General features: G+C 38.9%; 16 protein-coding genes. 4 read left to right on the top strand and 12 right to left on the bottom strand.

Going from position 1 to position 21,370, the window contains the following annotated elements:
- Positions 1 to 498 precede the first annotated feature (498 nt).
- Positions 499 to 2,646 (bottom strand): GH92 family glycosyl hydrolase, encoded by a 2,148-nt coding sequence (locus FFJ24_RS07815; protein WP_138820925.1) that lies wholly within the window; start codon positions 2,644 to 2,646, stop codon positions 499 to 501.
- Between the two features lie 740 nt (positions 2,647 to 3,386).
- Between FFJ24_RS07815 and FFJ24_RS07810 the strand changes: the two genes are divergently transcribed.
- Together FFJ24_RS07810 and FFJ24_RS07805 are read left to right on the top strand one after the other, a co-directional pair.
- Complete coding sequence (locus FFJ24_RS07810) at positions 3,387 to 5,651, top strand: glycoside hydrolase N-terminal domain-containing protein (RefSeq protein ID WP_168202408.1); 2,265 nt, start codon at positions 3,387 to 3,389, stop codon at positions 5,649 to 5,651.
- Positions 5,652 to 6,281: 630 nt separating this feature from the next.
- Positions 6,282 to 6,635 carry a nuclear transport factor 2 family protein gene (locus FFJ24_RS07805; RefSeq protein ID WP_138820923.1) on the top strand — a complete coding sequence of 118 codons (354 nt, stop codon included), beginning with the start codon at positions 6,282 to 6,284 and terminating at the stop codon, positions 6,633 to 6,635.
- A 241-nt stretch (positions 6,636 to 6,876) separates the two neighbouring features.
- Here FFJ24_RS07805 and FFJ24_RS07800 read toward each other — a convergent pair whose 3' ends face one another.
- The 3 genes from FFJ24_RS07800 to FFJ24_RS07790 all read right to left on the bottom strand — a co-directional run bounded on the left by FFJ24_RS07800 (position 6,877) and on the right by FFJ24_RS07790 (position 9,909).
- Entirely contained in the window at positions 6,877 to 7,071 is a 195-nt protein-coding gene (locus FFJ24_RS07800; protein WP_138820922.1) for a hypothetical protein, read from the bottom strand.
- Positions 7,068 to 8,255, bottom strand: coding sequence for a GAF domain-containing sensor histidine kinase (locus FFJ24_RS07795; protein WP_138820921.1), 1,188 nt, complete (start codon positions 8,253 to 8,255; stop codon positions 7,068 to 7,070). Before FFJ24_RS07795 ends, FFJ24_RS07800 begins: the two co-directional genes overlap by 4 nt.
- A gap of 229 nt (positions 8,256 to 8,484) precedes the next feature.
- Entirely contained in the window at positions 8,485 to 9,909 is a 1,425-nt protein-coding gene (locus FFJ24_RS07790) for a glycoside hydrolase family 125 protein (protein ID WP_138820920.1), read from the bottom strand.
- Between the two features lie 286 nt (positions 9,910 to 10,195).
- Between FFJ24_RS07790 and FFJ24_RS07785 the strand changes: the two genes are divergently transcribed.
- Positions 10,196 to 11,383, top strand: coding sequence for a DUF1624 domain-containing protein (locus FFJ24_RS07785; RefSeq protein ID WP_138820919.1), 1,188 nt, complete (start codon positions 10,196 to 10,198; stop codon positions 11,381 to 11,383).
- Here FFJ24_RS07785 and FFJ24_RS07780 read toward each other — a convergent pair.
- From FFJ24_RS07780 to mutS, 4 genes are all read right to left on the bottom strand, one after another.
- Entirely contained in the window at positions 11,380 to 11,985 is a 606-nt protein-coding gene (locus FFJ24_RS07780; RefSeq protein ID WP_138820918.1) for a thioredoxin family protein, read from the bottom strand. The genes FFJ24_RS07785 and FFJ24_RS07780 overlap by 4 nt on opposite strands.
- Before the next feature lie 6 nt (positions 11,986 to 11,991).
- Positions 11,992 to 12,507, bottom strand: a complete 516-nt coding sequence (locus tag FFJ24_RS07775; protein WP_246862765.1) for a TlpA disulfide reductase family protein — start codon at positions 12,505 to 12,507, stop codon at positions 11,992 to 11,994.
- Between the two features lie 686 nt (positions 12,508 to 13,193).
- On the bottom strand, positions 13,194 to 13,721 hold the full coding sequence (locus FFJ24_RS07770; protein WP_138820916.1) for a C40 family peptidase: 528 nt from the start codon (positions 13,719 to 13,721) through the stop codon (positions 13,194 to 13,196).
- Positions 13,722 to 13,795: 74 nt separating this feature from the next.
- Positions 13,796 to 16,408, bottom strand: a complete 2,613-nt coding sequence (mutS, locus tag FFJ24_RS07765) for a DNA mismatch repair protein MutS (protein ID WP_138820915.1) — start codon at positions 16,406 to 16,408, stop codon at positions 13,796 to 13,798.
- 600 nt (positions 16,409 to 17,008) lie between these two features.
- Here mutS and FFJ24_RS07760 point away from each other — a divergent pair.
- Positions 17,009 to 17,323, top strand: coding sequence for an HPF/RaiA family ribosome-associated protein (locus FFJ24_RS07760; protein WP_138820914.1), 315 nt, complete (start codon positions 17,009 to 17,011; stop codon positions 17,321 to 17,323).
- 111 nt (positions 17,324 to 17,434) lie between these two features.
- Here FFJ24_RS07760 and FFJ24_RS07755 read toward each other — a convergent pair whose 3' ends face one another.
- From FFJ24_RS07755 to FFJ24_RS07740, 4 genes are all read right to left on the bottom strand, one after another.
- A complete protein-coding gene (locus FFJ24_RS07755; RefSeq protein ID WP_138820913.1) occupies positions 17,435 to 18,160 on the bottom strand; it encodes a menaquinone biosynthetic enzyme MqnA/MqnD family protein in 726 nt (241 codons plus the stop codon).
- 333 nt (positions 18,161 to 18,493) lie between these two features.
- Entirely contained in the window at positions 18,494 to 19,117 is a 624-nt protein-coding gene (locus tag FFJ24_RS07750) for a histidine phosphatase family protein (protein WP_138820912.1), read from the bottom strand.
- Between the two features lie 98 nt (positions 19,118 to 19,215).
- Positions 19,216 to 20,409 carry an aminofutalosine synthase MqnE gene (gene mqnE / locus FFJ24_RS07745; RefSeq protein WP_138820911.1) on the bottom strand — a complete coding sequence of 398 codons (1,194 nt, stop codon included), beginning with the start codon at positions 20,407 to 20,409 and terminating at the stop codon, positions 19,216 to 19,218.
- 400 nt (positions 20,410 to 20,809) lie between these two features.
- Positions 20,810 to 21,304: a hypothetical protein gene (locus tag FFJ24_RS07740; RefSeq protein WP_055907819.1), complete on the bottom strand. Its 495-nt coding sequence runs from the start codon at positions 21,302 to 21,304 to the stop codon at positions 20,810 to 20,812.
- Positions 21,305 to 21,370: the final 66 nt, after the last annotated feature.

Below are 21,370 nucleotides of genomic sequence, written 5' to 3'. Positions count from 1 at the left end.
AATGAACACTAAGATAAGGGCTATCCAATGGCTCAAGTTAGACTTGCTTGCACTGGAAGCGAATATAAAGGCCAAAAATCCCCAGGCCAATGAAAACACGATCGAAAAAATGTAACGGAAAATTCTGAACCGAAAAAAAAGCATCCCAATAGCGACAAGGCAAGTCACGAAAATAGCAATGCCCATAATCCAATCCCAGCCGTACTGTTTACACAGCCAATAAGCAGAAAATATTGAGATGCCAGCTATCTCAATAAAAACAAGGGGGTATCTGCTTCTTTGTGTTACAGTATATCTTCTCATGCAATTAACAATATTTGAGTCAATAACCTGATTTTCAAATCAATATTAATATTTTTATACTAAAAGTGAAAATTTATTGTAAAATAATTCTTTATCAATAACCAATTAAAAATCAACAAAAAAGCGGTTTCCTATTTATGAAACCGCTTTCTAAATAGATTTTCTTTCTTAAATAAATCGTTATTTAAAATAAGCTTATTGTGTAACGATCTCTACTTTACCTCCATTTTTAAACAAATCATGGGAGATGAAATATCCATTATTTGCTTTCCCGTTAACTTTAATATTGGTAATGCCCCTTCCCTTACCAGGTTTGCTGATCGTTAACAATTTACCCGTACTGGTTTTCCATTTAATCTCATCAAAAAGCGGAGCGGTAACCAGGTATTCTGGATCAGTGGCAGAGAATGTATACAAACCTAAAGAACTGAATACATACCAGGCAGACATTTCGCCGGCATCATCCATTCCTGAAAGCGCCAAACCACCGGCCCCTATACCATATAATTCGTTTAAGATCTTATCAATAATTTTTTGTGATTTTTCTGGCTTGCCAATAAAGGTATAGGCAAAAGGAGCTTCATGATCCGGCTGGTTGCCCTGGCAGTATTGACCAATCATGGTTTCAACATTCCTTGCTACATATTTCGGGTTCCAGGGCACAGTGAACAAAGAATCTAACTTGGATTCGAAGCCTTTTGCTCCGCCATATAGCTCGATTAAACCTTTCATATCATGAGGAGCATAAAACGAAACCTGCCATGCATTGGCTTCTCTGTACATATATTCGTAATAAGGGTATTGTGGATTAAAAGGTTTAATCCAGTCGCCATTCTCTAATCTGCCCCTCATGAAGCGTGTACCTGGATCGAACATATTTTTATAGTTTTTCGACCTGGCCATCAGGATGCGGTAATTGCTGCTATCGCCTAGTTTTTTAGCGATTTGGGCCAGCGAATAATCATCATAGGCATACTCCAGCGTTTTAGAAACACCTGCCCTGGCCTTGGTTTCTACATGCGGATTTTTAATATCAGGGTCTGAAATATACCCTTTCTCGATATATTCTTTCACAAATGGACGGGCCCCACCATCCACATTAGCATTACGCAATAAAATCTGGTAAGTTCCTTTAATATCGAAATCATCTATCCCCCTCAAATAAGCGCCTGCAATTGAAGAGGCACCATGGTCGCCGTGAAAAAATGTGGGAATAAAACCCGTTTTATCGCCAACATCTTTCATTGATTTAATTACATCTAAGGTTACTTTAGGTGTAATCAGACCTAAAAGCACATCTTTATTGCGGTAGGTATCCCAAAGCGATGGCTCCGTATAATAATTGAAATTTCCTTTTACCACATTGTGCTTTGCATCTTTAAATTCACCGTTTATATCACTGCGCAAAGCAGGCCATAAGAATGAGCGGTACAGGCACGAATATAACATCTGTTTTTGTTTTTCAGTACCACCTTTTACCTGGATATTTGATAAAAGTGATTCCCATTTTGCAGTCGCTTCGTTACGGATTTGAACAAAAGTTTTATTACCTATTTCTTTTTCTAAATTCTCTTTGGCATTGGTAGTGCTCACAAACGAGAGTCCGATTCTTAATTCTACGGGTCCTGTATTTCCATCAGTTAAATGGATAATGGCATAACCCGAGCGTTTGCCAACATCTGTTTGATTAAGTTTATCTATTTTGCCGTTTATAGTTGCATAAAAATAAATATTCTCACCACCCTGAAAGCCCTTTACAGCGGAAGAGCCAACCTGCTCGATATTCCAGGTAGAAACACCACTATTGGCCTTTCCGAGCAGAAATAGTATCTGCCGATCGTGATTGTTTTTATATTCATACTGATGAAATCCGGCTCTTAATGTTGAAGTAAGCTTTACATTTACCTGATAATCATCCAAATAAACCTGATAAAACCCTGGTGCCGCACTTTCGTTTTTGTGCGAAAACTTTGATCCAAACTTATTCCCAGGATTGGAAAGCGGTAAAATGGGGATGTTACAGAGATTCCAGTGGCCTTTATTGGTGTGTGCAAAACCATAAATAGTATCGTCTTCATACTCGTAGCCCGCGCCAGAGCCAAATTCTGTAACCGGACTTAATTGCACCATCGCGTTAGGCAATGAGCTACCCGGAAAAGTTAAACCAGCCCACGATCGCCAGCCCTGTGGCAACTCATACCCTAAAATTTTAGGATCAGTTAATGGTGCGGTACCAATAAAGGTGTTTACGTATGGCGTTAGTTTAGTTTGCGCATAAGATTGGTGCAGGCTCACAATAACTCCCATTAAGAGAATGGTTAAGGATTTGGTTAGCAACTTCATTTACATAAAACGTTTTAGTGTTATATCAAATATATAAAATCTATCAGTCCTATCCACAAAATATCAGAATAGTTACTATTCACATATTCCATCAGAAATTCGTCATCCGATAGCTATCTGATACGAGGAGGCACGACGAAGCAATCTTACAACGGTAGCTACTTGCAATCGCATTAGGATTGCCCCTTACCTAGCAATGACGTTTATGTAGATACTGATATTCAGTATTATTTTTTTGACCATATAAGACATTTAAGAACCATATAAGCTTACGTGTTCTTATACTTCTTTATGGTGTGAAAGCCTAAAGGATTATTTAATGCATTAGATATTCTTACTGTCTAAGGTGGTTAATTAAACAGCATAGTCTTTAATTTTTACGACCACCATAAACATCTTAGCCCTCTTGAGTTTTACAGGATGTAAAATCTTAAACCTAATAATGTAGAAAGCGCATATAGGACGTCATTCCTATTTTTTTCAGGCCACTTGACCTGATGGTTACTCGCAATGACGACTTCTTGTAGTCTTTCAAATGTTTTAGAAATCGCTATCAATGATCTCAGCTTTTATGAAGAAAATTCAAACCCAAAATGTTAAGATCTGGAGATCTTATAGTAAATCTAATGCTTAAATAGTTGAATAATTTGCCAAATATCGCGATGCTTTATTGCCTGGCTTTCCATGTCACCTATTCTATTTTATATATCTTTGATTTACACACTAATCAAATAACCAACATGCTTTTAAATTACAGGCAACACATTGTTTGCGCCGTATTATCGTGCTTACTACTCTGCTTCACCAACAGGTTACTGGCCCAAAACACAGAAAATCCTGCTTTTACGATGTGGGATAACAAGCCCGCCACAAAATGGATGACGGAAGCCTACCCTATTGGCAACGGCCGCATTGGCGGGATGATTTTTGGCGGTGTTGATCAGGAACACATTCAGTTTAACGATAACACGTTGTGGACCGGTGATGAAAATGACCGCGGCATGTATCAGGCCTTTGGCGATCTGTTTATCGATTTCAACAATAAAGATCAGCAATTTACCAGCTACAGCCGCAAACTGGATATTACTAACGCATTGCATACCATTAGCTACACACAAAACGGCACCCAATTTAAACGTGAGTATTTTTGCAGCTTTCCGGATAAAGTGATGGTGCTGCGTTTCACCGCTAACCAGAAAAAAGCTTATTCAGCCATGATTAGCCTAAAGGATGCACATGATGGTACTATAAAAGCCAGCGGAAATACCATTCAAATCAGTGGTAAACTACCAAACGGCATGACTTACCAGGCTACTGCTGTAGTTAAAATAGAAAATGGGAAGCTTGAGGCTGTTAAAGATGGTGACAGCGAAAAATTAAAAATAACAGATGCAGATGCGGTTACCCTGATTTTTACTGCAGCTACCAATTACATCAACAAACGCGGGCAAAACTGGAAAGGTGAAGAACCTGCGACTAAAATTGAGCGTGTTTTAAATGCGGTTAAAACCAAAAGTTACGATAAACTTTTAAAAACGCATATCCTGGATTATGGCCGTTTATATAATCGCCTGGCTATAAACCTTGGAACAAGTAATGCCGACACCCAAAAACTGCCTACTTACCAGCGGCTGATCAATTATAAAAAGTTAGCCGACCCGGAACTGGAAGCTTTAATTTTTCAATATGGCCGATATCTGTTAATCAGTTCGTCAAGACCAGGCGGCTTACCGGCCAACTTACAAGGGCTTTGGAACGAAAGTAATACCCCACCCTGGGGCAGCGATTACCACTCGAACATCAACATCCAGATGAATTATTGGCTGGCTGAGCCGACCAATCTATCAGAGTGCCAGATTCCTTACCTGGATTATATTAATAGCATGAGAGAAGTAAGTGCTATAGCAACCCGCAAGCAGTATCCCAATACCAGAGGCTGGACGGTAAAAACCGAAAATAATATTTTTGGCGGCATGAGTTTTCTATGGAATACCCCTGGAAGTGCCTGGTATGCACAGGCGCTTTGGGAACATTATGCCTTTACACGAGACAAAAACTACCTGAAGAATTTCGCTTACCCGATTATAAAAGAAATCTCTGAATTTTGGGATGATCATTTGAAAAGAAGACCAGATGGAACATTGGTATCTCCATTGGGCTGGTCGCCAGAACATGGACCAACCGAAGATGGAGTAACGCATGATCAACAAATTGTGTTTGATCTGTTTACCAATTATATTGAAGCTGCTGAAGTTTTAGGTATTGATGCAGATTACAAAAAACACATTGCTGATTTAAAAGCACATTTATTAAAACCTAAAATTGGAAAATGGGGTCAGCTGCAGGAGTGGGAAACCGATCGCGATGATCCAACTGACCAACACAGGCACATTTCACACCTCTTTGGCTTGCATCCTGGCAGAGAGATCAGTACCATTAAAACGCCGGAACTCGCAAAAGCTGCCAGGGTAACTTTAACTGCCCGCGGGGATGAATCAACTGGCTGGTCTATGGCCTGGAAAATGAATTTCTGGGCACGTTTGCAGGATGGAAACCATGCCTATAAAATCTTACAAAACTTTATCACGCCTGTTGGTGGCTCAGGTACCGATTATAACAAAGGCGGTGGAATTTATACCAATCTGTTCTGCGCACATCCACCCTTTCAAATTGACGGAAACTTTGGCTATACCGCAGGTATTTCGGAAATGCTTTTACAAAGCCAGGCTGGCGAATTACAATTTTTACCAGCTCTGCCTGATCAATGGGCAGCGGGAAGTATTCAGGGTTTAAGGGCCCGTGGTAATTTCGAAATTACCGATCTGCAATGGAAGGATGGTAAAGTTGTGAAACTATCAATCAAATCCTTATCAGGCGAAGATTGTTTGGTGAGAAGTCCGAATGCGCTTAAAAAAATTAAAGGCATTGCCGAAGAAAAATCAGGAAATGATTTTAGATACAGTTTTAAAACGCAGGTTGGGAAAGTGTATAATTTTGAAGGATAGCACGGAGATCAGGTGATGATTTATAGGATTGAATTAGATTGAATTTATTTCAGCATCTTTCCTCCTAATGGCAAACTTAATATCTTAAAAATATACTTGGAGATAAATGTTGTTTTTTCCGCTCTATGCCGCGGTTGCATGGTAGTTTTTCACAGTTAATGTTGTTTTTAGCTGTGTTCAAGAATGCTGCGCATTTTGGAGCGCCAAAGTACCTAAAGCGCTTTGTCATCCGATGGCTATCGGATCCAGCAATGTGGCTTCTCACCGCCCACGCTCATCAAAAAAACAGTGGCACTTCGTTTTGTGTTCAATTTATATTAAATTTTAAATTCAATGCTAATGAACACAAAACTACTGCGTTTCAGGTTTGGCAATGCTATTTGAGCCATTGTGCACCTGTTTTTTTGATTCTCCCGCCACTTGGGATTGACGGCGTCCTTCGGGTAAAGACTGTGGTTTATTAAAGCCAGCTAGCATGATGCCCAAACCATTCTTAAAAAAGATGTGTTCACACGATGGCACCTGCGCAGGAATGACAACATTATTATTAAAATCTGTCTATTTACGCTTTAAGTCTCTTCATTTCAAACATTCCTTTGCAAATTTCCGTTTTATCATAAAAGAAATACCATGCGTACATCCAATAAGATAACAACCGAACATAATGCAAAAGTTGTTGTACTTGATTTTATCAATGCATTAAATGCGGAAGAATTTGATTTGGCCAGACAGCAATTGAAAGACGATATGATTTTTAAAGGTGTAATGGGCGAAAGAAATGGAGCTGATATATATATAAAAGACATGAAAAAGATGAAATTCAAATACGATGTCAAAAAGGTATTTGTAGATCAGGAAGAAGTTTGCCTGTGGTATGATATCAACATGGGTGAAAAAACAATATTTTCAAGCGGCTGGTACAAACTGGAAGACGGCAAGATTAAATCCTTTCAGGTAATATTCGATCCAAGGCCAATTTTATAAGATTAACTTATCTATGCAACTGTCCTCCCGGGGAATAATTTATTTTATAAAATTAATATAAGTGAAAGCATTAATCTACGTATAAAAATTCATCGAGTTGCCGTCATTTCGAGGGGAGTGCAACGCAGTCGAGAACCACGGAGTGCTCAGCGAAGCTAAATCTAACTAATTAGATCTCTCCATTCCGCGGTGCTTCAGTCGAGATGACGACCAGTCTATTGGAGTCTGTAAAAGGTAGTAGCTAGCAAATCTGCTTAAGCTTCTTAACAATAATGTGGCCACCTTCCAATTGGAAAAGAAACATTAAAAACTCATCCGTTTCACTGATTTCAATACTTATAACGGTGCCAGATTGCCCCTTTCCGTCTGTTATCACCTCTCCCACCTTCACTTCTAAAAGTGTTGATGTTGGCAAACTATCGTGAACAGTGATCATTTTTGTGAAGGTAAGCGTAAGGTAAAACAGGTTTGTTCAGGTGTAGAAGATACGTCAAGAGTACCATCATGCGCATTTGCAATTTCTGAGGCAATGTAAAGACCTAAACCCAAGCCCTTTTGATTGGGTTCTACTTCCCCCCTCGAAAACGGCTGAAACAGGCGCTCCATAGCAGCAGCTGGTATTTGTTTGCCCATATTCGCTACGCAAAGATTAAACTCTTCGGTATTGCTAAATGCGGTAATTTCTACGGTAGAATCTGATGGGGAATAATTTAAAGCGTTAGCCAATAAATTAGAAAAAAGCTGCGCGAGCCGCTTTCCGTCTGCATGAACAGGGAAAGCGAAATTAAAATTTACCTTAATGTCTCTCGATGGCCAAATGGCCTGTAACTCTTCAATTACCTGGAGAAGTAATTTCTCCAGATCTTCGTCTGGTGTTTTGCTGATGGTAATTCCCTCTCCCAAACGACCACTGGCAAAATCGAGCATATTTTCAATCAAACCATTCATTCTAAAAGATGAATCTTTAATAATTTTAGCGATACGGCCACCACGTTCATCTAAATTTAAACGCGCTAAAAGCTGTGCACTATTCGATATTGCATTTAGTGGATTTCGTAGATCGTGGCCCAAAATAGCAATAAACTGCTCTCTTAAAACAGCTATTTCCTGTTCTTTTTTGAGTTCCTGTTCTGTTTTTGCCAATTCTTCCAGTGCGTCTAAATGAAAGGCAATTAAATCAGCAAACATGGTAAACATACCTGTGATTGTTGGATTTTTCAGCTTAGCCGGTTTGGGATCAATAGCACAGAGCGTACCAAAAAAGTCGCCATTTTTTAAAATAATCGGAACCGAAATATAACTTTGAAAGCCATACATCATTGGTGTATGATGTCCCTTAAAATTCTCATCCTCATCAACATGGTCAATCACAACGGCTTGCTGATGCTGCCTGATTTCATTACAGATGGTCGTTTCTAACTTTAGTTCTCCACCAATTGGTAAGCCAAAATTAATTTCATCAAGAACAGCACACACGGTCCATTTATCAGAGGTTACTCTGGCCACAGCAGAAAAGCCCATTCCTGTGGTTCTACAAACAATTTCTAAAATATGTGCAACTGCAGGAATCTTACTTATAGATTCGATATCATTAAGAATGGTTTTACTAAAATTTTGCAATGCTTTAAGGAGATAATTTGGAGCAAATTACAAATATTTACATTAGTAAAAAAAAGTAATAGCTGTTCTAACAGCGCTTTTACATTATACTGGTCGTTTTATTCCCAATTGATGTATAAATTCATAGTATTTAACATCGGGTTGTAAAAGAAACCTGAAACCGTATTGACTAGAAATTAAACTGAATATCAAACTCAGTCACTAACGCCAATCAATACGGTTGGTTATATTAAACTTTTAATAAAGCTGGTTTTTCGTGATAGGTTCTCCAAAGTAACTCACCAAATAAGGTGTTAGACCAGGCGAACCAGGCTCTTGTAAAGTTTTCAGGATTATCTTTATTAAAAGACTCGTGCATAAAACCTTTGCCGGCATGTGTTTTACGCAAAGTATCTATACAATATTTAATCTCGGCATCATCTTTAGAAGTTAACGCGCGCATGGTAATACTCATTGGCCAGATCATGTCCTGACCAGCATGCGGACCACCAATACCTTCTGCCGCTGTACCTTTAAAGAAGTAAGGATTATCTTTAGAAAGCGCAAATTTCCTTGTATTTTGATAAATCGGATCTTCAATTTTCATGGCGCCCAGATAAGGTAAACCTAATAAACTAGGTACGTTCGAATCGTCCATTAAATACGAACTGCCAAAACCATCCACTTCGAAGGCGTAAATTTTGCCGTATTTAGGGTGATTTACAACAGCATGTTTTTGAAGCGCAGCGTTTACCTCATCGGCAAGATTTAATAAACTACTTTCTAATGTTTTATCGCTGTTTAAGGCTTTGATCATTTCTGCGGCCTGCTTTAAGCTAGATACGGCGAAAAAGTTAGACGGAACGAGGAAAGGAAAAATGGTGGCATCATCACTCGGACGAAATGCAGAACAGATCAATCCAACCGGATTTACAGGAAAACCATAACCCGCCATTGGTAACGAATCGGTAGGCTGCGTGGTCTCCCTTTGGAAATGGTATGGCCCTTTATCTGCTTTGCGCTGTTGCTCTTTAAAAGTTTTTAAAGTGGCCTCAATTCCTTTTTTCCAATCGGCATCGAATGGTGTTTTATCACCTGTTTTTTTCCAGTAGTGGTAAGCCAGGCGGATAGGGTAACACAAGGAGTCAATTTCCCACTTGCGTTCGTGCACACCCGGCTGCATAGCGGTTTTATCAGTTTTCCACTCGCCTACTTTGGTGGCATCGCCATAAAAAGCATTGGCATAAGGATCTTTTAAAATGCATTTGGTTTGGTGGATAATTACACCGGCAATCAATTTTTTTAGCGGCTCATCTTCATTTACAAATTGAAGGTAAGGCCAAACCTGGGCAGAACTATCGCGTAACCACATCGCATCAATGTCGCCTGTAATGACATAAGTATCTGGCCTGCCATCTTTTTCTGAATGATAAACAGTAGTATCTAATGTATTTGGGAAACAGTTTTCGAACAGCCAGGCCAATTCAGGATTTTTAACGTTTGCCTGGAAGGTTTTAATGGCAGCATCTACAGCTTTACTTTGAAAGTGTCGTTTTGCGGCAGCTACACGTACCACAGGAAATTCTGGTGCAAGATTGGCCGCAAAAGAAAATTTCGATGCAACAACTCCTGCCCCTAACAGGCCTGTGTTTTGTATAAATGTTCTTCTTTTCATTATGATGTATATGATATTTTGGTTTAATTTTTAAGGAACGGAACACATTCTATTATCAATTCATATAAGTGATAATGGTAGCGTAGTATTTGGTTAGCCCTTAACAAATATTATGATAATTTTTCGAACATCAAAATCATGATAGTCAATTAGACTATTCCTAAATCGATTTTCTTACACAATCTATGAAAATCGATTCAGGTCTACTTCTGATGTCCTAAGGTAATCAGGTATGGCTGTAAAAATAATTCTGAATGCGTATATTTAAACAACCAAACCTGTTTTTATGAATGCCGGTAACACTACCCTGTCTAAACGCATTTTATCTGTTGATATCCTTCGCGGATTAGTGATGATCATTATGGCGCTGGATCATACGAGAGATTTCTTTCATATTGGTGCCATGACTGGCGATCCGCTAAATCCTGAAACCACTACCGGGATGTTATTTTTTACCCGTTGGATTACCCATTTCTGTGCACCAACCTTTGTTTTTTTGTCCGGATTATCCGCTTATTTATCTGCTCAGAATAAAACGCCGGCACAAGCTAGTGCTTTTTTATTTAAACGTGGACTTTGGCTTGTCTTTATCGAAATCGCAATGATATCACTTGGCTTAACCTTTAATCTGCAATACAATTTCATTATTCTTCAGGTCATCTGGGCCATTGGCTGGAGCATGGTCTTTTTGGCGCTCGTAAGTCGTATTTCTTATCAAACAGTATTGATTATTGGGTTAATACTGGTTTTTGGCCATAATATGTTCAATTTATTCCCTGCACCTCAGGATCCAACCGGCGGATTAATATTGAAGATATTCTTTACGGCTTCCGGGACGGTTGTCCCGCTGTCCGGCAATCATTTAGTTGGTGTTTTTTACGCCATCCTCCCGTGGACTGGTGTTATGTTTATCGGTTATGGAATTGGGGCCTGGTTTAAGAAAAGCTACGAAGCGAAACGCAGACAGCGTAATTTATTAATTGTCGGATCGCTTACTATATTACTTTTTTTTGCTTTAAGGTTGGTCAATGTATATGGCGATCCTGTTCCTCGAAAAGAATATCATGACCTGTTCAAGAATTTACTTGCTTTTTTCAATGTAAGCAAATATCCACCTTCATTGCAATATATATCTATGACTTTAGGTCCGGCTATCATATTTTTGGCTTTCACCGAAAACCTAAGTAACTGGTTTACCAGAATGACTTCTGTGTATGGCGCTGTACCATTCTTCTATTATGTAATACACTTCTACCTGTTACATACACTCTTGGTGGTGATATTTTTTGCCAGTGGACATAACACTAAAGAAATTGTGCAGGTACCGTTTTTGTTCAGACCAGCGGCATTTGGCTTTAGTTTGCCAATCGTATATCTAATATGGTTTGGTGTGGTAGCAGCCTTGTATTTGCCTTGCCGATGGTTTAAAAAATATAAAGAAACACACCGGCAATGGTGGTTAAGGTATGTTTAACCTTTTTTCCATTTGATACTGCAACCAACCGCTTTAGTGGAAGCAATTGCAGGTTTTTTACCAACCGATAATTCATTTATTGCGTTTTTAACATACTCCACTTTTGTACTGTTTGTTTCTTCCGGATCGTTGTCAATAGCGCCGATATATTCTACTACATTTCCTTTATCAGTTTTGTTCAGTACATAAACATGCGGTGTTCTGGTTGCACCGAATTGTTTGGTTACCAGGTGATCAGGGTCTAACAGATAGGGGAAATTGAATTTCTTTTCAGATGCCAAAGCCTGCATTTTTTGGAAACTTTCTTCAGGAACAACTCCTGCATCGTTTGGGTTAATGGCCACAACAGGGTAACCTTTAGTTGCGTAAATAGCATTTAATGCCGCAATTCGCTCCTGGTAGGCTTTTGCTACCGGACAAGTGTTGCAGGTAAAAACGATAATATAACCTTTGGCATCCTTATAATCGGCGAGTGAAACGTTTTTGTTGTTTACATTCTTCAGCGAGAAATCTTTAACTATATCGCCTACTTTATAACCTTCAGTTTGAGCCAATGCAACTCCTGAAATGAGCATAAAAGTCATTAAAATCAATCTTTTCATGATGATCTATTTTAAGTTTAACAAAGTATTTTTCAGTTCTGTTTCGGTAAATTCATTCTCATAAAATTGCCTGGTTTTCTTGTTAACAAACAATGTAGCTGGAATAGCACCTGACCATTTTTTGTCGATCCTTTCAATATATTGCTGCTGATCGGGCTCATTTAAAAGAAATACCTCCGCATTAATCTTATGTTGCTCAACAAATGGAATCACTTCCTTTTGCAGCTTAGATTTAAAATCCAAGCTTACCAAAAGTACCTTTACCGGCTTTTTTAAATTGGCTAAACGTAATTTCTCAAAATTCGGTAATTCTGCCACACATGGCGAACACCAGGTAGCCCAGAAATTGATTACATAGGTTGTGTCTTTTCCATTGGCGATGCGTTTGTCCAAGTCATCTAATTTGAGCAGTTTTACCTGCGCATTAACAGAATAAGTAATTAAAGATAAGCAGATTAGAAAAAATATACGCATAAATGGATAACGAAAAAAGATGAAGTTTGTTTTAACTACGGATGTCATTCTGAACAGTTGGCCGTCATTCCCGCGCAGGCCTATCGTGTGGACACAATTAATTATAACATTCTTCTATCGCTCTATGCCGCGGGGCATGGTAGTTTTTCACAGTTAATGTTGTTTTTAGCTGTGTTCAAGAATGCTGCGCATTTTGGAGCGCCAAAGTACCCAAAGCGCTTTGTCATCCGATGGCTATCGGATCCAGCAATGAGCCTTTTGCACAATCTCACGCGCATCAAAAAAACAGCGACACTTCGTTTAATCAGGTATTGTGTGTGTGTTTTCTTCGGTCTGATTGAGCCCTGCGGGGTTTGTGTTCAATATTCTTTAAAATTAAATCATCGGTTATGAACACAAAACCACTGCGTTCAGGTTTGTTAGTGCCGTTTTTACTGTTGTGCGCCTGTTTTTTTGATTTTCCCCGGCTCTTGGGATTGACGGCGTCCTTGGTTAAAATCCGTGCTTTATTAAAGTTGGTTAGCAAAAAGCCTAAAAATACTTAATAAAGATGTGTCCAGACGATAGGCGCAGGCGGGAACCACGAAGTGCTCAGCGAAGCTAATCTTAATGAAACCAACAACCTTACCAAGACATTACGATTCCCAATCAAGTTGGGAATGAATAAACCCATATTAAAGATTTCTCCATTTCGTTGCACTTCAGTCGAAATGACGCCCCGCCCTGAAAAAAAACTAATTAACCGATCCTGATTTGACTAAAACCTTTTGATAAGCCGGTAATGTTAAATCATCTACAATTACCCCTCTTGTAGTACTGGCATGCACAAAAAAACCATTATTGAGGTAGACACCCACATGATCTACATCGTTGCCACCAAAAGAGAAAAACACAAGATCCCCCTCTTTTAAGTTATCAATATCTTTTCTTCTTACCGCATTGGCCTGATCGCGTGAAATCCTTGGTAACGTAACGCCATAAATTTCTTTTTCCAGTAAAAAAGCAAAACCCGAACAATCAACACCATTTTTATCCAATCCGCCAAAACGGTACCTCACCCCTGTCCAATCGGTTATGAAACGGTAAAGCGGCTTGCTTTTTAAATTCGCCATGGCATCAGCAGCTTTAGAAGCTTTGGAGTCACTTTTAACGGTATACTTTCTTGTTCCACAGGATGACAGGAATAGCATGAGCGCTATTAAATAGAAAACATTTTTTTTGAGGCCTAAGTTATAAAGTGAGTGGTTTAAGGTTATTTCCATTGTATCAATATTAATGGCATGGGGTATTGGATGACTAAGACCTTATGCCTTAAACCTTACACCCCACACCTTCCCTAATTCTTAATCAACCGCTGTATTTCGTCTAATTTCAACAGTGCCTCAACAGGTGTTAATGCATTTACATCCAGATTATTCAGCGTGTCGCGGATTTTCACCAGAACAGGATCATCAATCGCGAACATCTGTAACTGATAAGCCTGGTTCTGTACTTTTTTAATGCTGTCTTTTATACTTTGCCCTTCCGTACGGTCTATTTCCAGTTTCTTCAGGATCTCGTTGGCACGTCCTATTAATTTTGTTGGCATACCGGCCATTTTCGCAACGTGTATCCCAAAGCTATGTTCACTGCCACCTGGTACCAGTTTCCTTAAGAAAATCACCTTATTGGTCATTTCTTTTACCGATACATTAAAGTTTTTAATTCTCGGCATGGTATTGGCCAATTCGTTTAATTCATGGTAGTGTGTAGCAAATAAGGTTTTTGGTCGAGCTGTTGGATGCTGATGTAGAAATTCGGCAATTGCCCAGGCAATTGAAATACCATCATAAGTACTCGTTCCGCGGCCAATCTCATCCAGTAAGATCAAACTATCATCTGAAATATTGTTCAGGATACTGGCCGTTTCATTCATTTCGACCATAAACGTACTTTCTCCTGAAGAGATATTATCAGATGCCCCTACCCGGGTAAAAATCTTATCTACAATACCCACTTCTGCATCCTTGGCAGGAACGAAGGAACCCATTTGCGCCATCAGTACAATCAGTGCGGTTTGCCTTAAAATGGCCGACTTACCCGCCATATTGGGACCGGTAATCATAATAATCTGCTGGCTTTCCGTATCTAAATATACATCATTGGTGATGTATTCCTCTCCCACAGGCAGCTGTTTTTCAATTACCGGGTGACGCCCCCCCTTAATATCAAGCACCTTATTTTCGGTAACTTTTGGCTTGTTATAATGATTTTTAGCGGCTAACTGTGCAAAACACAATAGACAATCCAACTGCGCAATTAAAAATGAATCGAGTTGGATCGGTTTGATATAACTGGCTGTTTCGTACATCAGTTCGTTATACAAACGGATTTCAATCGCCTGTATTTTTTCTTCTGCACCCAAAATCTGATCTTCGTATTCCTTAAGTTCAGGCGTAATGTAGCGCTCGGCATTTACCAGCGTCTGTTTACGGATCCATCCCTCTGGCACCTTATCTTTATGAGTATGGGTAACCTCTAAATAATAGCCAAAAACATTATTAAAGGCAATTTTTAGTGATGGAATACTCGTTGCTTCTGCTTCACGCTTCTGGATCTGAACCAAATAATCTTTACCACCAAAGGCAATTTTACGTAAGCGGTCTAAATCTTCGTCAACTCCATCCGCAATTACATTTCCTTTGATCAGCAATGCTGGTGGCTCGGCCTGTAATTCCCTTTCAATCCTTTCCCGGATGGCCAGGCAAGGATTCAATTGATCCGCTATTTTAATCAGAAAAGGATTTTTAGAATCAGCAGCCAGTTTTTTAACCGCTTCAATATGATAAAGTGCGCGTTTTAAAGCAACCAGTTCCCTTGGCCCAACACGCTGCAGGCCCACTTTGGAAATGAGTCGTTCTAAATCGCCAATCTGTTTAATGTTATTCAGAAATTCGCCTTGTAGTTCTTCATTTTTTACAAAATACTCCACCATACCAAGTCGTTCCTGGATAGGCTTAAGCTCTTTTAAGGGCATAATAATCCATTTCTGCAACAAACGCGCACCCATTGGGGTGCAGGTATGATCCAGAATATCGAAAAGAGTTACCGCGTTATCGTTTGGCGAATTCACTAATTCGAGGTTACGGATGGTAAAACGATCTAACCACATGTAGCGGTCTTCCTCAATACGCCCAATCGAACTGATATGTTGCAGATTACGGTGCTCAGTTTCACCCAGATAATGCAAAATAACGCCAGCAGCCACAATTCCGCTCTGCAAACGCTCCACCCCAAAACCTTTTAAAGATGAAACCTCGAAGTGTTTCATCAGGGTTTCGTTCCCAAAATCAGTGGTGAAAGGCCATTCATCTAAGCCAAAAGTATAAAAACGATCGCCGAAGTTTTCGGTAAATACCTGTCTTTTAGATTTCTGAAAAATAACCTCTGTTGGCTTAAAGCCCTGTAAAAGTTTATCAATATAATCGCTGTTGCCTTGTGCAATTAGAAATTCACCTGTTGATATATCTAAAAATGAAACACCCAGTTGTGTTTTATCAAAGAAAACGCAGGCCAGGAAATTATTCGATTTTTGATTTACGATGTTATCGCCATAAGCTACACCTGGCGTAACCAACTCTGTTACACCACGTTTAACAATTGTTTTTGTCGTTTTAGGATCCTCAAGCTGATCACATATCGCCACACGCTGACCAGCCCTAACCAGTTTAGATAAATAGTTATCCAAAGAGTGGTGCGGAAAACCGGCGAGTTCTAAAGCGCCACCATTTGGGCCAGTGCCTCTTCTGGTGAGTACTATACCTAAAATCTGTGCCGTTTTAATGGCATCTTCGCCAAAGGTTTCATAAAAATCGCCAACCCTAAATAGTAAAAGTGCACCCGGATACTTCGCTTTAATAGCGTTGTATTGCTGCATTAACGGGGTTTCTTTATTCGTGTCTTTAGCCAAAACTGAAATTAATTTACAAAAGCCATAAAGATAACACGAATAAGCATTTTACAGCTGTTTTGTTGAAAAGTTAAAAAAAATAGTGATTTAATCGATTAACTGTTTAGATCGGTTAATCGTAGGATATCACAGTTAACCGGTTATAACAATTTAAACAGTTAACCACTATTTGGAAATGAAGGGTTCTGTGCATTTCAGTTGGTGTAGTCCTGTTATCCGCTTTACTTCGCTACACTCGTGTTCGCTCCTACCAGGTTTAGGTACAATGGTCTGTTTTAACTCAGTTACATAATAGTTTTCTTGCTTCAACAGTTTACCAGTTTATACAATTTAAACAGTTAACCATTATTTGGAAATGAGGGGTTCTGTGCATTTGGGATTGTGCAGTCCTGCTTTTCATTACAAGTCCGCGCTCGTTCCTCACTTACGGGCTTTTCATTTCAATCTGGTTTATAAACAATGGGCTGTTTTAACCGATTGCATCATCGTTCTCATACTTATACAGTTAACTAATTTATACGATTAACCAGTTAACCCATAGAAACAATTAACCTCACTCATCTGTTAACCTAATATAAATTTAACCTAATATTTTTAATTATGACGATCCAACTGAATACCGACAAAAATTTAACCATACACCAGGAATACGACGAAAAAATCCAGACCCAGTTGAGTGAAGGTTTGAGCAGATACAGCGATTTAATTACGCGTTTAGAAGTTCATCTATCTGATGAAAACGGCAGTAAAGATGGTTTAGATGATAAAAGATGTTTGTTGGAAGCCAGGATTACCGGTAAAGAACCAATTGCAGTTTCTAACCTGGGAAATACCTACGATTTGGCCATTACCGGCGCATTGACCAAATTAAAAAGCACGCTTGAAAAAGTGGCTGGGAAAATGAAAAGTCACTAGTTATAACTAAAGTTATCGTCATTCCCGCGAAGGAGGGAATCTTAAAGCCTTTAAAAATGCATTAAGATTCCCAATCAAGTTGGGAATGACGAATCTTTGAAATATATTTCTTTACAACTGCTCAATATACCCCAAAAACAGATTTAAAGCTTTTTTGCGGTCATCTGTTACATCAAATTGAAGTTTATGGTATAGATAATCTTCCAGGTCGAAATTTGGCGATGCTGGTAATTCCTGTAGTACTTCCTTTCTATGATCTAAACCAAATTTTAAAGCGGTATTAAATTCGTTTTTAAATTCTTGTGAGATTTCTTTATTGGCCACCCAGGCTGCATACATAAATGGCAGACCGGTAAAGTTTTTCCATTCCTCACCCATATCATAGGCATAAGCGAAATCGCCTTTTTTACCAAATGTCCTGTCTCCTATTAAAACAAAAGCATCTGTTTTTGCAGTTGGATCGATAGTAAACTCCACTTCTTTTTTCCAATAGAATTTCAGCAAAACTTTGGCCAAATTATTAGAGGTGCGCGAATGGGCATCAAGCCTTACCGTTTTTATTTCCGCTGCCGGAACTTCACTAAAAATGAATACCGAATTTACACCGCCATCGCTGCCGATACAGTAATCTGCTACGATGTTCGCACTGGGAACCAATGGAATTGCTGCTACAGGCATTAAACCAATATCAGCCTGGCCGTTAATCACTTTGGCTGCGCAATCTGAAGGGATATCTAAACTTAAATCAATTTTATTTATAATGTCCGAATGTTCTAATCCGTATATAAAAGCTTTGGTGTTGGTATAGGCAACAGCCGATATTTTAATCTTATTCAAGGTGTTATATTTTGCGCTTCGCGTTTGCGATAAGCGGATTATCCAATTACTAAACTATTTACCTGTTTCTACGCCATGGTCCGTGTCCACGAACTATAACTTGTTTCGTTTCGTGAAGACACGAACCGAGGCGGTTTATTCCCCAATTACTAAACCGTCTAAATGAACGGCGCTCTTAAATTCAAGAACAGTAAATTTTCAGTCTTCGAAACCCATTTACTTGCCATGGTTCGTGTCCTCACGAACCGTTATATAAATCAAATCCCTTTATTCTGCCAACAGATCCTGAAACAAATCCGATAGCTATCGGATCAGGATGACGAATTGTGGAAGTTATTCAATTACTAAACCGTCTAAATGAACGGCATTGTTAAATTCGAGAACAGTAAATTTTCCGTCTTCGAAACCCATTTTATAAAGCACGGTATTCTGGTGTGGGAATTCGGTCATTTCACTTAATGGTTTACCCAATAATAGGCATAGAAAAACACGCATTGCCCTGCCGTGCATACAAAGCAGCACTGTTTTTTCTTCAGGCCGGGTCATTAAAACTTCCATGGGTTGTTTTAAACGTTCGTAAACGTCCTGTACACTTTCGCCGCCTTCAAAATGAGCGGTATAATCTCCATTCTCCCAGCTCTGTAACATCTCACGGAAAGCATCACGCGCATCTTCAGTATTCGGTTTTCCTTCCCAAACACCCCAGGCCAACTCATCTAATCCCGAAAGTTTTTCCCAGGGTAATTTAGCATCTATAAACTTTTGAACGGTTTGCCAGGTACGCTTTAAATCAGAGGTGTAAATCTTATCAAAAGGAATCTCCTTATATTTTTGATAAAAAGCTTCTGCCTGTGCCCTTCCTAAATCATTTAAGTCAGAATTTATACCTCTGCCCTGTACTATGCCTTGTCTGTTAAGTTCCGTTTCGCCGTGGCGTATGATGTATATTTCTTTCATCTAATTAATTATTGAATGAGGGATTTTTGAGTGATTGAATGTTAAATTTAACGCTCAATATACTCATTCACTCATTCAGTCATTCTCTAATTCAATCATTAATTCACCACTGGTAATTTATAATACTGGGGTTTTTTCTCTTCTTCGAAAACAACATTTTCAAAATCCGTAACCACGTTATATAAAGTATCTCGTTCTATTGCTTTTCTGCCTACCTGTTTAATCAGATTAACCAGTTCTTTAGTGCTCATTGCTGGTGTTTGTTCTTCTGCGCCGGCCATAGAATATATTTTTGTAGTATCATCCAAAGTACCGTCGATATCATCCACACCGTAATTTAAAGATAACTGAGCAGTTTCGCGACTGATCATCGCCCAATAAGCTTTAATGTGATCGAAGTTATCCATATAAATACGGGCAATGGCGTAATTTCTTAAATCTTCAATTACCGATGATTCGGGTACATTACTCATCTGGTTATGCTGATTTCTGAATTTTAATGGAATAAAAGTCTGGAAACCACCTGTACGGTCCTGCAGTTCACGAAGTTTTTCCATGTGATCTACGCGGTGCCAGTATTTTTCGATATGTCCATAAAGCATGGTCGCATTACTACGCATGTCTAGTTTGTGCCATTCTTCATGTATATCCAACCATTGCTGACCGGTACATTTATCTTTGGCAATCTGCTCCCTGATTTCCGGGTGAAAAATCTCTGCCCCACCACCTGGTATCGATTCCAATCCGGCCTCCTTCATCAAACGCATACCTGTTGCGTAATCGATTTTAGCTTTTTTGAAAATATAGTGGTACTCTACAGGTGTTAATGCTTTTACATGCAGATCAGGACGGTGTTGCTTAATGGCTGTGAATAATGCTGAATAAAAAGCTACATCATACTGTGGAAGTACGCCCCCAACAATATGTACTTCCGTTACCGGTTCACCATCGTATTTTTTGACGATATCAAGCATTTGCTCCATCGTTAAAGCCCAGCCTTCTTCTTTTTGTTTGATTAAACGCGAGTACGAGCAAAATTTGCAGTCGTAAACACAAAGATTGGTTGGTTCTAAGTGGAAATTACGATTGAAATAAGTTTTATCACCGTGTTTTTTCTCACGGATGTAATTTGCGAGGACACCCAGGTAACCTAGTTCCGCATGTTCGTAAAGATGCACACCTTCATCAAATGTAATCCGCTGTCCGTAAAGAACTTTGTGTGCTATGTTTTGTAATTCAGTTGATAAATTGGTATCAGCTAATATTTTTTCAACTTGTTCAGTTGTATTCATTCCTGATTTATTTTGAACAAAAATACAATAATGAGGCGATTTGAAAATCATTTTCTTGTAACAAACCGTGATTTTTGAATGTTGGGCATGTTAATTAACCACAGATGAACATGGATAAACACAGATTTAATACTTTTATAAAAACTAACTAACTTCGTCATCTCGACCGAAACGCAGTGGAATAGAGAGATCTAACCAGGCGCATGAAATAAATGGACTAAATTTTGTTTTGTTGTAATTGACAAGTAAAGCGCTTCGACTCCGCTCAGCGTGACAAAGCTATCTCAAACTATTACAGGAAAGTTTTTGATGTAATCAATTCAGCTGCAGTTAATTATTGATATAAAAAAAAGCACCTCTTTTCAGAAGTGCTCTAGGGTATGTTTTTCAGTATTAGATATTATCTTGCTGCAGGTACAAACGTTAAAACGATGTTAGCAGTTTTACCACCAAATTCAATTGGCGATTTCAAGATCATTTGTGTACTGGAAAGATCAGTTAACACCAAACGGTAACCTTCTGTTACGTTTTTAGCCTTATCACCTTCAAATATTTTTTTGAACTGGAAAGTCTGGTCTTTAGGTGCAGCTGACCAGAAAATAGTCTGCATTACCGAACCACAAGCGCTTGATGCTGGTAAGGTATAAGAACCATTACCACTATTGGTTAAGTTCCATGTACTTCCCTGGAAACATTTGTAAGATTTCTCTCCAAATAATCCCTGAACAGCGCCATCAGGCAATCCTTCTAAAGCTACATTACTCACCACCCATTCGCGAACAACTGTACCTCTGCTACCTGTTACACCTGCAGTTACTCTTTTTGCAGTATTACAACTTTGTAACATTACTAAAGTAGAACATGCTATTGCGATAGCTATAAATAATCTTTTCATTTTTTGTTTAATTAAATTTCGACAAACTTGTTACATAAATCTTGCCAAAACCATTACGAACCTTAA

This window comes from Pedobacter sp. KBS0701 (genome assembly GCF_005938645.2).
Classification (GTDB): Bacteria; Bacteroidota; Bacteroidia; order Sphingobacteriales; family Sphingobacteriaceae; genus Pedobacter.
Note: the sequence above shows the minus strand (reverse complement) of the source record. Positions and strands in the feature narration are given on the sequence as shown.

Bases quoted from the DNA above. Each gene is read 5' to 3' on its own strand.
- FFJ24_RS07775 (WP_246862765.1), bottom strand. From the start codon at position 12,507: ATGACATCCGTAGTTAAAACAAACTTCATCTTTTTTCGTTATCCATTT.
- FFJ24_RS07760 (WP_138820914.1), top strand. From the start codon at position 17,009: ATGACGATCCAACTGAATACCGACAAAAATTTAACCATACACCAGGAA.
- FFJ24_RS07740 (WP_055907819.1), bottom strand. From the start codon at position 21,304: ATGAAAAGATTATTTATAGCTATCGCAATAGCATGTTCTACTTTAGTA.
- FFJ24_RS07780 (WP_138820918.1), bottom strand. From the start codon at position 11,985: ATGAAAAGATTGATTTTAATGACTTTTATGCTCATTTCAGGAGTTGCA.
- FFJ24_RS07810 (WP_168202408.1), top strand. From the start codon at position 3,387: ATGCTTTTAAATTACAGGCAACACATTGTTTGCGCCGTATTATCGTGC.
- FFJ24_RS07800 (WP_138820922.1), bottom strand. From the start codon at position 7,071: ATGATCACTGTTCACGATAGTTTGCCAACATCAACACTTTTAGAAGTG.
- mqnE (WP_138820911.1), bottom strand. From the start codon at position 20,409: ATGAATACAACTGAACAAGTTGAAAAAATATTAGCTGATACCAATTTA.
- FFJ24_RS07790 (WP_138820920.1), bottom strand. From the start codon at position 9,909: ATGAAAAGAAGAACATTTATACAAAACACAGGCCTGTTAGGGGCAGGA.
- FFJ24_RS07750 (WP_138820912.1), bottom strand. From the start codon at position 19,117: ATGAAAGAAATATACATCATACGCCACGGCGAAACGGAACTTAACAGA.
- FFJ24_RS07785 (WP_138820919.1), top strand. From the start codon at position 10,196: ATGAATGCCGGTAACACTACCCTGTCTAAACGCATTTTATCTGTTGAT.
- FFJ24_RS07770 (WP_138820916.1), bottom strand. From the start codon at position 13,721: ATGGAAATAACCTTAAACCACTCACTTTATAACTTAGGCCTCAAAAAA.
- FFJ24_RS07805 (WP_138820923.1), top strand. From the start codon at position 6,282: ATGCGTACATCCAATAAGATAACAACCGAACATAATGCAAAAGTTGTT.
- FFJ24_RS07815 (WP_138820925.1), bottom strand. From the start codon at position 2,646: ATGAAGTTGCTAACCAAATCCTTAACCATTCTCTTAATGGGAGTTATT.